The 12,770-nt window shown below is 35.8% G+C and carries 11 protein-coding genes; 3 read left to right on the top strand and 8 right to left on the bottom strand.

Annotated elements, in window-relative coordinates; translation table 11 throughout:
- Positions 1-2: 2 nt before the first annotated feature.
- The 4 genes from G7051_RS08555 to G7051_RS08540 form a co-directional block, all read right to left on the bottom strand.
- A complete protein-coding gene (locus G7051_RS08555; RefSeq protein ID WP_166199580.1) occupies positions 3-1,802 on the bottom strand; it encodes a hypothetical protein in 1,800 nt (599 codons plus the stop codon).
- Between the two features lie 498 nt (positions 1,803-2,300).
- Positions 2,301-2,522, bottom strand: a complete 222-nt coding sequence (locus tag G7051_RS08550; protein ID WP_026626020.1) for a DUF2795 domain-containing protein — start codon at positions 2,520-2,522, stop codon at positions 2,301-2,303.
- A gap of 63 nt (positions 2,523-2,585) precedes the next feature.
- Positions 2,586-3,146, bottom strand: coding sequence for a cob(I)yrinic acid a,c-diamide adenosyltransferase (locus tag G7051_RS08545; RefSeq protein ID WP_166199578.1), 561 nt, complete (start codon positions 3,144-3,146; stop codon positions 2,586-2,588).
- Positions 3,147-3,242: 96 nt separating this feature from the next.
- The gene (locus G7051_RS08540) at positions 3,243-3,926 is read right to left on the bottom strand and encodes a class I SAM-dependent methyltransferase (protein ID WP_166199576.1); all 684 of its coding nucleotides are present in this window, start codon (positions 3,924-3,926) and stop codon (positions 3,243-3,245) included.
- A gap of 421 nt (positions 3,927-4,347) precedes the next feature.
- On the opposite strand from G7051_RS08540, the gene G7051_RS08535 reads away from it, so the two are divergent.
- The 3 genes from G7051_RS08535 to floA are packed head-to-tail and all read left to right on the top strand — an operon-like array spanning position 4,348 to position 7,308.
- Positions 4,348-5,766, top strand: a complete 1,419-nt coding sequence (locus tag G7051_RS08535) for a M48 family metallopeptidase (protein ID WP_166199574.1) — start codon at positions 4,348-4,350, stop codon at positions 5,764-5,766.
- Positions 5,767-5,795: 29 nt separating this feature from the next.
- Complete coding sequence (locus G7051_RS08530; protein ID WP_166199572.1) at positions 5,796-6,302, top strand: hypothetical protein; 507 nt, start codon at positions 5,796-5,798, stop codon at positions 6,300-6,302.
- 13 nt (positions 6,303-6,315) lie between these two features.
- Complete coding sequence (gene floA, locus G7051_RS08525) at positions 6,316-7,308, top strand: flotillin-like protein FloA (RefSeq protein ID WP_166113718.1); 993 nt, start codon at positions 6,316-6,318, stop codon at positions 7,306-7,308.
- A gap of 79 nt (positions 7,309-7,387) precedes the next feature.
- Here the strand turns inward: floA and G7051_RS08520 are convergent, their stop codons facing one another.
- The 4 genes from G7051_RS08520 to murF form a co-directional block, all read right to left on the bottom strand.
- Entirely contained in the window at positions 7,388-8,455 is a 1,068-nt protein-coding gene (locus tag G7051_RS08520) for a hypothetical protein (protein WP_166199571.1), read from the bottom strand.
- Positions 8,456-8,629: 174 nt separating this feature from the next.
- Positions 8,630-10,429 carry a translational GTPase TypA gene (typA, locus tag G7051_RS08515; RefSeq protein WP_166113712.1) on the bottom strand — a complete coding sequence of 600 codons (1,800 nt, stop codon included), beginning with the start codon at positions 10,427-10,429 and terminating at the stop codon, positions 8,630-8,632.
- Between the two features lie 100 nt (positions 10,430-10,529).
- Positions 10,530-11,324, bottom strand: coding sequence for a S1/P1 nuclease (locus G7051_RS08510; protein WP_166199569.1), 795 nt, complete (start codon positions 11,322-11,324; stop codon positions 10,530-10,532).
- Between the two features lie 52 nt (positions 11,325-11,376).
- The gene (murF, locus tag G7051_RS08505) at positions 11,377-12,666 is read right to left on the bottom strand and encodes a UDP-N-acetylmuramoyl-tripeptide--D-alanyl-D-alanine ligase (protein ID WP_166113706.1); all 1,290 of its coding nucleotides are present in this window, start codon (positions 12,664-12,666) and stop codon (positions 11,377-11,379) included.
- Between the last annotated feature and the right edge of the window lie 104 nt (positions 12,667-12,770).

Genomic DNA, 12,770 nt, shown 5'->3' with positions numbered 1-12,770 from the left:
TTTTAGAGTGTATGATCTTCAACTTTATTAGCAAATTCAACAATATTGGCAATGGTATATTTAGGAGTAGGGTTATCCAAGATGTATTGCACATAAAACCCTCTTAAATATCCTTTTGCCAATTCAATATATCCGGAAGGTACTGCATCATACACACCCAATTTCTTAATATCTGTTTTAGCTGTATTTATATACAATTTATATCCTAACTCGACATCAGTTAACTGACGGCACCAGCGTACATTATACCAATGGTAACTGAATGAATTACGTGTATCCAGAAAATCGTGTATATAGATGTTAGACTCTTTTGTATGAAATCCTACTGTATAGAATAAATGATAGATATCACCTACATTACCAGAATGAGGATCATCAACCCCATTTGTCCAAGTACCTGATCCATTTAACTTCGCTCCGCCCGGCATCATATTAAAATTATAAATATTAATATTGTTTCCTGTCAAAAACCAGTAGGTCTTGTATGGTCCATTATTAGGATCAGATATATTAAAAGCTAAAGGGTTATCTCCGGCTTTTGCACTTAAGGCAAAACGAACATCGCGCTCATTCAGGGCTGTATGCTGATCTGTGGAAAAAGGACACATGGCAAACAATTGTTGATAATCTGCCGCCGCAGGCAGTCCCCAACTTGTCAGCTTACGATCTTCTCCCTCATACACTTTACCTTTTGTAGTCATATAATCAACACTTTGTCTATTATAGTAGATACCATAATATTTCTTGAAATCAGCAATATTAATTTGATATTGAGATACATCAAGACGGGCACAGGGTAAGTATTTATCTAATCGTGCTTGTGTGATAGGATAATCGTTTTCCCATCCCTCCAGATTGTTACCATTTCTAGGTACTTCGTGATAAAAGTTATTATTTACCCAGTAATACTCCCCAATACGCACTCCGGTATAAGGAAAGTAGGTCGATCCTCCATTCTGAGTATATTGCAATGCAACAGTCATCGGCAAAACCGGTGTAACAGGAGCTTTTCCCGGATAGACTGTGCTTATAAACTGCTTATCTGTTTCGGATAGTTTAGTATTCCATTTAGTGCCTTTTCCATCTGTAGTCAAGAAATCAGGAAAGTAAAGTAACATAATAGATTCACCGTCAAACTCAGTATAGTTTGTTTGCTTCTTATTATAGGAATCAAACACCATATCGATTTGATTTAAGCTCCAGCCTTGAGCTTTGAAATAATTTACAACTCGGTTCTCATCCCAATTAATACTTGCATCAGGACCTTGATGTTCATATATTAAGCCCAGCACATGACCAAACTCACGAAGTATACTTGCTGAAAAATCGTCAGAATTGATCTCGTCAATATCATTCTGATTATACAACATTAAATTCACCGAAGGCTTTGTTTGCGAAACAGCTTTAGAGTCTGTTCCTATTTTCGACCATGTGATATGATCATTCTCCCACTGAAAAGCAACTTTAACATCTGCATTTTCCGAAGCATTAACATACTCAAAGGTTAGGTTAGCATAATTCAGCCACGTATCTGCAACCTCTTTCACTTTAGCTTGGGCGGCAGCACTCCCATTTAAAAATTTAATCCGAATTGTTTGTCCATTAGTCCAACGTCTACTCGTCAATACACCAGCTCTTGTTTCTAGTTTAGCCTCATCCGCATCCTGTTTGTATGCAAATACATAGCTTCTCTTCGACCCGGTAGATCCGACATCAATTTCCGAATCGGATCTCGATTCATCTGAACAAGAAGCCAATAAGGCGATGATCAGTAATAACATAAATAACGGAATTTTTTTCATAACGTTGTGTGTATAAATAATTAATAATAGGATATAATACCATAAGGAATTGCAAATGCTAGCCAGTTTTAGGAAAGATATTATATCCGGAATTTTGTTAGTTTGTTTTATATATAAAAAAAAATCACATGAATGTATTAGTAAAAGAGTAGATAATAAGGTCTAAACCAGATAAACTTTAATATAAAGTAAAGGGAAAATAGTAGAATATGCAATTAATGTGTTATAGCAAAACCTTAAAAAGAGTATCTCTTTTTCGTTAAAAACATGTTAAATACAAAATTACAATAAATACAGAGTCCTGTCAAAAAGAACAAGAGTGTTAACACATTTGTGATGAAAAATTATAAAAAACACAACTTTCGAATAGAAAATGAGAAGTATAGAAAAAGATTAAGGTCAAATTTAGACATATAAAAAAGAGATTAGGGCAATTTTTTGTTACCCTAATCTCCTTTATATCTGCTTCTCTTTAAAGCGTTTTACTCCTTCTTAGAGTTAATATTCATCCTCGTTAAAGAAAAAGTCTTCTTTACTTGGGTAATCAGGCCAAATATCTTCGATGGTATCAAAAATTTCGCCCTCATCTTCCAACTCCTGAAGGTTTTCTATAACTTCTAACGGCGCACCCGAGCGTTGAGCATAATCAATCAACTCGTCCTTAGTAGCAGGCCATGGTGCATCTTCTAACTTCGATGCTAATTCTAGAGTCCAGTACATAGATAATGTATTTATTATAGTTCTTTTAAATTCTTATTTGCGGCAAAAATAACAGAATATTTGTTAGGAACAAGTCGTATCCCAAAAAATATCCTTCCCATTCTTGTTACACTCTCTTCTTGCTAATATAAAAAAATAATCAGACAAACGGTTTACAAATTTCAGAATATTGTCCTCTACAGGATAATCAGACTTCACCTTATAAATACAACGCTCCGCACGGCGTGCTACGGTACGGCAAATATGAGCACGTGCTGCGGCTTCGCTTCCTCCGGGCAATACAAATTGTCGCAGAGAAGGTAACTCGCTATCCATACGATCCATTTCGTTTTCGAGTAACGAAATATTTTCCTCTGTTATAATACTTGCTGCTTTAGGCGAAATAGCCTCGGTCTCTGTAGCTAAATACGACCCTACAGTAAATAACTTGTTCTGTATAAAGGAAAGGATTTTCAGAATGTCTTCTTCCTTGATCTCACAAATAAGCAATCCTAAAAATGAATTTAACTCATCAATAGTACCATAGGCATCTAATCTAACATGCGATTTAGGAACTCTCATCCCTCCAACCAAAGCAGTAGTTCCCTTATCCCCCGTTTTTGTATATACTAAACTTTTTTTCATCAATCAGTAATATTAAATATCTTTTTCGAGATTCTATGGTAAACAGCTGTAATCATCATATTTACCAAAGTAACAAAAAGGTCGCAGACCTTATCCTTAAAAACTTAACTTATAATTGCGTTTATAATACTTTTTATCAAAAAATAATATCCCAAGATGGAACAAATCCAGAGACACTACTGTATCATCTTGCTGAACTAACATTTTCCATAACGTTTGTAGCTTTCGATTTGTTCGGATTCCATCAATAATAATTACAGAATCTTTGTGTATCAAAGACATCAAATAAGTAACCATCTCATTATGAGACACCTTGTAGTTTTTCAGATCAACGAAGATACAATCTTTTTTTTCGTTTATAAGTGGAAACGGCTCATTTGATTGTAATATGTTTCGATTCCACTCATTATAAAGCATTTGCGCTTTACTGAATTTTAAAGGTGACAATTCTACGCTTAAACATTCTATATCCGACGCAGTCACTGTCATGTACAAAGTATTAATTCCCGTACCGCCTCCCAACTCAACGATTTTCTTTATATTGAAATAATTAACAATTTTAAGAAGCAGACGATGTGTCTTATTCTCCCGAAAAGATAAATCGGGAAAATGACTCAGATAATTACGAACATCATCATACGCATGGTATTGAGTTTTTTCTTCAATTACTTTGGTTATAAAGTTAAAAACAAATGGTGAATGTATACCATGCCCCTTATGATGCCGTACTTTATACAACAATCGAGCTCCGGCTTTTGACAAATGAAATATCTTGGGCATACCGTTTTATTAGTAAATGATACTATGTATTGAATACATTTCAGATTGATCGCAATTCTGTAACTACTGCTATTATCGAATAGCAAGAAAGGTCTAAGACCTTAAATTTTCACAAAAATAGAACCTTAAAAACAAAATCAAAACATTCGGCATATAATAATACTCATTCATCCTAAAATTAAAGTCAAACACTACAACATTCGCATATTATTTTTATCTTTGGTTATCTGAGGTTATTCGTGATTAGTGTATTAATTTTACCGATAATATAATCTGAATATTTTCAATTAGAAAGATAAGGATATATTTTTGCACTTTACGTCTTAAGCCATTTTATTGCTTTGGTAAAAGACAATCAGAGATAGCTATAATTATACAATATAGCTTGAATTTTTAAATGTTATTTAATAGATTGTAATAGATGAAATACATTAGTTTTATACTATCGTTATGTTTTTGTTTGACAATTACAGCTCAAACAAAGAACGATTTGTCTCAAGCTAAAATTGATTATAAGAACGGTGAGTTTTCAAAAGCCTTACCTGTATTTGAAAGAGAGCTAAGCAGCAAACCGACTGATCCGTTCCTCAACTTATGGACGGGCGTATGTATCTTTGAAACAGGAGGTAATATAAAATTAGCAGAAGAATATCTACTGACTGCTTCAAAAAGGAATTTACCCGAATCATATCTGTATCTTGGCGATATTTACGTGAACCAATACAGGGTAAGTGAAGCAAAAGCACAATATGACCGATATGCAAAAGCACGACCAAAAGAAAAGGAGACTACTCTTGCCAATCGGAACCAATATCTCGAAAAATTGCAGAGAGCCATATCAAGAACCGAAGATATACAGATCATCGATAGTTTGATTGTGAACAAAGATGCCTTTTTATCCGCTTACAAACTCTCGCCCGATGCAGGATCATTATCTGCATTTAATGATGTTTTTGAAGCAAATAGAAAAATAGAATCTACCGTTTACACAAATGGAAAAGGTTCTAAAATATATTTCGGACAACCAGCAAATGACAAGATAAGCTTATTCTCAATGGATAAACTCCTAAACGGATATGGCAATGAGAAAAAAATATCAAATAATAATCTAGGGCTTACAGGAAATACCAATTATCCGTTTGTATTAACAGACGGATCGACTATCTATTTTGCAGGTGAGGACGAAAACGGATTAGGAGGCTATGATATTTATGTAACCAGATACAATCTGAATAACGATACTTATCTGACACCTGAACTGCTTAACATGCCGTTCAATTCAACAGCCAATGATTATCTCTATGTATTTGATGAAGAAAAAGGTATCGGATGGTTTGCAACAGACCGTTTTCAACCCGAAGGACTGGTTTGTGTTTACACCTTTATTCCTAACGAAGAAGTTACTTTAATAGAAAGCGATGACGAAATATATAAAGAAAACAGAGCTAAGATTGCATCTATCAAAAGCACATGGAAGCCAGGAAAGAATTATTCGACTCTGATTGCAAATGCTCGAAAAGAAGCAGTGGTAGCCGCAAAAAAAGTGGCAGACTTTACGTTTGTAATCAATGACAGATATACTTACAACGCTTATACTGATTTCAAAAGCGCGAGTGCCCGCAATTTATATTTCGAGGCCAATGAGAAAAGAAAAGCCCTCGTTTCTACGGAAAAAGAGTTGGAGGATAAAAGAACCGAGTATATCACAGTTTCGGGTAACCAACGTTCAAGCCTGGCTAGTATAATCCAGAATTTGGAGACCAGACAAGCCCAACTCTACAAAGAGGTTCAAGAATTGGAGATTAAGGCTCGCAATGAAGAAATTAAGAATTTGAAATAACCACATACACTCATAGCACTTTAAATTAAATGGCAATCGAAATTATAATTATTACCTTTTTAATCCTACTGGGAGTCGGGCTTTTCCTTGCAGAAGTTTTTCTCTTACCGGGTATTACAATAGCGGGTATTGCAGGGGGAGTTATGCTAATAGGTAGCATTGCATACGCCTTTTACTACATGGGAGAAACTGCCGGTTATATAACTATTGCAGCAAATGTGATAATTACGGTAGCGGCTTTTATATTCATCATGAAATCGAATGCTCTGAATCATATTGCTCTAAAAACAGACATTGAAGCAACGGTAGATCAAACAGAGATCAGACAGCTTCAAACAGGACAAATCGGAGTTACTCTATCTCGTCTTAATCCAATCGGGAAAGCCGAATTCGACAGCCAATACATTGTAGAAGTGAAATCGATTACGGGTGAATTTATTGACGAAGGAGAAGACATCCAAATCGTAAAAATAGAACAATCAAGTGTTATGGTACAAACCGTACCTAAAAGCGAAAATCAAACAAGTATTAACTAATAAATTAATAATTATGCCAATTCTCGTAGTTGCAATTGCAGTAGCAGCAATTATACTTCTACTCATTTTTTTCTACTATGTTCCATTCTTTCTATGGATCAATGCCCTTTCGGCAGGTGTGCGTATATCTCTCGTTCAGTTATTCCTGATGAGATTGCGTAGAGTACCACCCCGCACCATTGTATATGCCATGATCGAAGCCCACAAAGCCGGTCTGAAAAACATTACACGTGACGAACTGGAGGCTCACTTCCTTGCCGGCGGACACGTCGAAAAAGTAGTTCATGCACTTGTTTCTGCTTCTAAAGCAAATATCGATCTGTCGTTTCAAATGGCAACAGCCATTGACCTTGCCGGACGTGATGTATTACAAGCAGTACAAATGTCGGTAAATCCGAAAGTAATCGACACACCTCCTGTAACTGCGGTTGCAAAGGATGGTATCCAATTGATCGCTAAAGCCCGTGTAACGGTGCGTGCCAACATCAAACAGCTAGTCGGTGGTGCAGGTGAGGAAACAATCTTGGCTCGTGTAGGCGAAGGTATTGTGTCGTCTATCGGCTCATCCGAAAGTCATAAATCAGTGCTGGAAAATCCTGATTCTATCTCTAAGCTGGTTCTTAAGAAAGGTTTGGATGCAGGTACAGCATTCGAAATTCTGTCTATTGATATCGCAGATATCGACATAGGTAAGAATATTGGTGCAGTACTTCAGATCGACCAAGCTCAAGCTGATAAAAACATTGCTCAAGCAAGAGCCGAAGAACGCCGCTCGATGGCTGTTGCTCTTGAACAAGAAATGAAAGCGAAAGCTCAGGAAGCACGAGCAAAAGTAATAGAAGCAGAAGCACAAATCCCAATCGCTATGGCAGAAGCCCTTCGCAGTGGAAATTTAGGTGTAATGGACTATTACAAAATGCAAAACATTCAAGCTGATACTGATATGCGTGATTCAATAGCACGTCCTACCGGTAATTCAGGTGGTGGTAAAACAGATAAGAAATAATTGCTTAACTGATTAACAATAAAAACAAAGGCTGATTGTATTTCTACAATCAGCCTTTGTTTTTATATAGATTTAAAAATTAGTCTTCAAAAAAAGTATCAGGATCAAAATGCCTTGTTTTAATCCTATCAGAAGAATTAAACAGTAATTCGAGCTTTTGAGCTGCTTCATTCATTTTCTTACAATCCCCTTTATCATATCCATTCTCAAGAATTAAGTCAGCATACTGTTTTACATTTTCAGGCTGCTCCAGATATAAATATATTTTGCACAAATTGTATAAAGCAGCATAACGCAATCTGATATCAGCATTCAACTTTGGATCGGTATATCTTTTAAGAATACCCTCATAATAATCGATCAAATCCGTAACATCATCTTCTAACAGCGGAGTATAAGCATTTATTGTTTCCAGCTTCAACTTCAAATTGTCACTTGCTGCCCTGAAAGGAATATTCTCGGGATGCTTTTTTTCATTAATCGTTTTTATTATATCTGATGCCTTAGTTGTAGGAAACCCATACAATGAAGTAATCCTTGCAGCAGCTCTGCTAACAGAGGCAGCAACCAGTTCTCGGGTAAAGGCCTCTCTCAGATTCTCTCTATTATTTTTCCAGTACTCCGATAAATCCCTGCGTGAACTATATTCCCTTGTCTGAAAAGTCAGCTTATTAATTCGATTATATAAAGGATAATAATCTATATTTTTCCCATTTTTAGCTACAACAACTTTAGATTCAAAGGTATAAGTTATCACCATAGAATAATATTTATTATCCTTTTCCTTACCTCGTTTCTGTGAGTCCTTATCTTTCGAATCGCCTTCTCTTTCTTTTACATCACTACTAACGATCTCAACAAAACCCATATCTAAATTTACAGATACATCGCCCTGCTTAATTTCATCGGTTCGGCGTTGCCCTTCAATAATAAGCTGATCATACAACATATCTACATCAACAACCTGAGCAACACTATTAGGCATATTAATATATACACTGTAATAAAAAAACAGGGGTATCTGAGGCTTCGTTGGCAATGCCCGATAAGTATAGTTGAAACGATAGTTATCAACATTCACATTGTTTTGTGCGAATACGTTAACCACAAATAAAATAAGGAGGAGCGATAATACAGTTTTTCTCATAATACTAGGTCTCTTTTATTACATTCTCGAGAAGGTTACAAAGTTAATCCAATTTATATAATTTGTAAATACTGCGGCATTTTTTGACATATTCATTTTCATCGATGATATAAGAAGTAAAAGCCTCTGAAATAAATAATTTCAGAGGCTTTTATATATCAGATTAAAATCTTCTTATTTTCTAGTGAAACGTTTACGTTCATTCTCATCCAAATATATCTTACGCAAACGTGTTGCAGATGGAGTTACCTCTACATATTCGTCTTCTTTGATATATTCTAGAGATTCTTCTAAACTAAAGATAATAGCCGGAACAAGTTTCGCTTTATCATCAGTTCCTGAAGCACGTACGTTGGTCAATTTCTTCGATTTAGTCAAGTTCACAACTAAGTCGCCTTCTTTTGAGTGTTCTCCTACGATCTGACCCATATAAATATCGGTTTGAGCTTCGATGAAGAAACGCCCTCTATCCTGTAGTTTATCTAGGGCATAAGCAAAAGCATTACCCGATTCACTTGCAATGATAGAACCATTTTGACGTTTTTCAATATCTCCTTTCCAAGGTTGGAATTCCAAGAAACGGTGAGCAATAACAGCTTCTCCTGCCGAAAGAGTCAAAGCAGCATTACTGATACCGATAATTCCTCTCGAAGGTATTGTAAATTCTAAGAATACTCTTCCGTTTTTCGATTCCATCATTGTCAACTCACCACGACGACGAGTTACAAGGTCGATAATTTTACTTGAATACTCCTCTGGAAGATTTATTGTAAGTTGTTCGATCGGTTCGCATTTCACGCCATCAATTTCTTTGATAATAACCTTAGGTTGTCCAACCTGAAGCTCATATCCTTCACGACGCATTGTTTCGATCAATACAGATAAGTGCAATACTCCACGACCAAAAACGATCCATGAGTCTGTAGTTTCGGTAGGTTCTACACGTAAAGCAAGATTCTTGTCCAATTCTTTCATCAATCGCTCATATATATGACGAGATGTAACGAATTTACCGTCTTTACCAAAGAATGGAGAGTCGTTTATAGTAAACAACATCGACATTGTTGGCTCATCGATATCAATCGGTTCAAGAGGTTCGGGATTAGTAATATCTGCAATAGAATCACCAATTTCGAAACCTTCGATACCAATCAATGCACAAATATCACCACATTGTACAGACGAAACTTTAGCTCTACCTAAACCTTCAAAGATATTAAGTTCTTTGATTTTAGATTTTACAATCGTGCCATCACGCTTACATAAAGAAACATCCATGTTTTCTTTTATTTCGCCACGATGTACACGTCCGATTGCAATACGACCTACATATTTTGAATAATCAAGTGATGTAATCAACATTTGAGGTGTTCCCTGTAGAATTTCGGGAGCAGGAATATGCTCTACAATAGCATCAAGCAATGCAGTAAAGTCTTCAGCCGGAGTTTTCCAATCATTCGACATCCAGCCATTTTTAGCTGAACCGTAGATTGTAGGAAAATCAAGTTGCTCTTCTGTAGCATCTAAGCTAAACATTAGATCGAAAACCATTTCGTGCACTTCATCAGGACGACAGTTGGGTTTATCAACTTTGTTTATTACAACAATAGGCTTCAAGCCGATTTCAATTGCTTTTTGAAGCACAAATCGAGTTTGAGGCATTGGACCTTCAAAGGCGTCAACCAATAGTAAACAGCCATCGGCCATGTTCAATACTCGTTCTACTTCTCCCCCAAAGTCAGCGTGACCAGGAGTATCAATAATGTTGATTTTTGTTCCTTTATAATTTATCGAAACGTTCTTAGAAAGAATAGTAATTCCTCTTTCTCGCTCCAAGTCGTTATTGTCTAGAATTAATTCACCCGCAGTTTGATTGTCTCTGAAAAGCTGCCCAGCAAGTAATAATTTATCTACCGTTGTAGTCTTGCCGTGGTCAACGTGTGCGATAATCGCGATATTTCTAATATTTTGCATACCTAATTTTTGAGGCTGCAAAGATACAACAAAATATCGACAATCTTCTCATTCTATGAGAATACTGTCGATATTTAATTCATTTATAATGATTATTTCTTTATTGAAATATCTGATCTAAAATTACAGCTAAACGCAAACCTCCACGTTGCAATTGAAGTTCTACAACATCGGTATATTTATAAGCATAATCATATGACAGCCTGTCTTCGTTATTTACTGACGAATAAATTTCATTAGCCAGACAGTGAGATTCATACAACCAATCCTCTAAAGTACCGGCTTGCAAAGTTGTCTTTTTTTCTTTCGATATAGTATTCAGAAGATTAGCATATTCAGTATAGCTATACTTCATGTAGTCAATCAGCTTTCCGTCCCAAACCGAATGAAGGTTACTTTTGTCATTGAACCATAATACAGAGATACGGTTGCCTCCTAAATCATCCTCACGACCTACGTGCATTGGTTGGTGAGCATCACCCATAAGGTGTACCAAGAAATAAAGCGCAATTCTTTTTTGTTCTACCGATGATACATTATCAGATATAATGCGTTCCAATTTAGGTATCTCACTATAGACATTATCCTGCTTAATATTTTTGATATACGCTATAAAATCTTCTTTTGGCAAATTTCCGGGAGCATTCACATAATGCCAGATTCCCGTATGATCGTACTCTCCTGTTGTATCCGATTTTATAAAGTCAGGCCAGTTTGCCCAATAGGCAATCGGCATATTATCCAACAATTTATTAATTTTCTTACGTGTACCCGATTTGATATTTTGATCGGCTATTTGAGCTACAACCCTATGACCGGTCATGCCCCACGCTAACAATTGAGATGGAAATAAAACAGAAACAGCAAGAATACTAAGGATTAAGAACTTCTTCATTTGAGATATTTAAGGTCGCAGACCTTGTTTTTATGTTTTTACAATTAAAAAATCACAACAAATCTACACATTTTTCTAATTGTAGACCTCTGGATCCTTTAATTAGTATATAGCGATTTTCCATCGGGTTCTCTTTCAGAAATTTCGAAAAGTCATCTAATGACGTAAAACAGGGATAGGATGTCTTTGTTTTTGAAAAATGATCACCCACCAGAAAAGCTTTATCAATATCATTTGACACAATCAAATCAACTACTTTCTGATGTTCTGCAATGCTATCGCTTCCCAATTCGAGCATATCTCCTAAAATAAGGGTTTTATTGGGAACATCCATCTTCGTAAAATTCTGCAAAGCAGCACTCATACTTGTCGGATTGGCATTGTAAGCATCTATAATCAATGTATTCTTATTGGTCTTTTTCAACTGAGAGCGATTATTAGTCGGCACATACTCTTCAATAGCTTTACATATTTTAGCTGTTTTCACACCGAAATACTTACCTATTGCTACTGCGGCTAAAGCATTCGAAAGATTATACTCCCCTATCAAGTTCGTTTGTACGAGATGATCATTTTTCGAGAATTTCCATACAAAACTCAAGTAGGGATCATTCGCCACCGCTCTACCGCAAACAAATAGCGATTCGTCGTTACCATAACTTATAGTAGCTATTCCTTCAGATATATTTTTCAGATACGGATTATCGTTATCAATAAATATTTTGCTGTTCTTCTGTCCTCTCAAAAAATCATAAAGCTCACCTTTCGCTTTGATAATATTCTCAAACGAGCCGAACCCTTCGATATGTGCATGCCCAACGTTTGTAATAAGACCATAGTTCGGTTTTGCTATTTCAACCAACACTTTTATTTCACCCACGTGATTAGCACCCATTTCAATGACCGCAATTTCATGAGCCTTAGTCATTTTCAAAAGAGTCAAGGGCACACCAATATGATTATTAAGGTTACCATGGGTAGACAGTACATTAAATTCCTGAGAAAGCACTGCTGTAATTAATTCCTTAGAGGTTGTTTTACCGTTAGTACCGGTTACACCAATTACGGGTATCGATAATTTGCTTCGGTGAAAGCTTGCTAATTGTTGTAATGTAGTCAAACAATCATCTACTAAAAAGATATTCTGAGATTCATCGGCAAATTCGGCTTCATCTACAATTGCAAATTTACAACCCAGATCCAATGCTTTTTTCGCATATTGATTGCCATTAAAATTAGCACCTTTTAATGCAAAGAATATAGAATCCTTGGCACAATTACGAGTATCAGTAGTTATTGACGGATATTGTTTGAATATTTCGTACAATTGAGAAATTTCCATAAATTGCGTATATATAATAATAAATAAAACTTATGCTTGATAAGAAACATATAAACCACCTGTTTTGTTGTCAAGAAAGACACTAATGTTCCTTAAAAATTGCT

Origin of the sequence: Dysgonomonas sp. HDW5B, assembly GCF_011299335.1 — a bacterium.
In the GTDB taxonomy this organism is placed as follows: domain Bacteria; phylum Bacteroidota; class Bacteroidia; order Bacteroidales; family Dysgonomonadaceae; genus Dysgonomonas_A.
The sequence above is the reverse complement of the archived record's forward strand: the minus strand, read 5'-3'. Positions and strand labels throughout refer to the sequence as shown.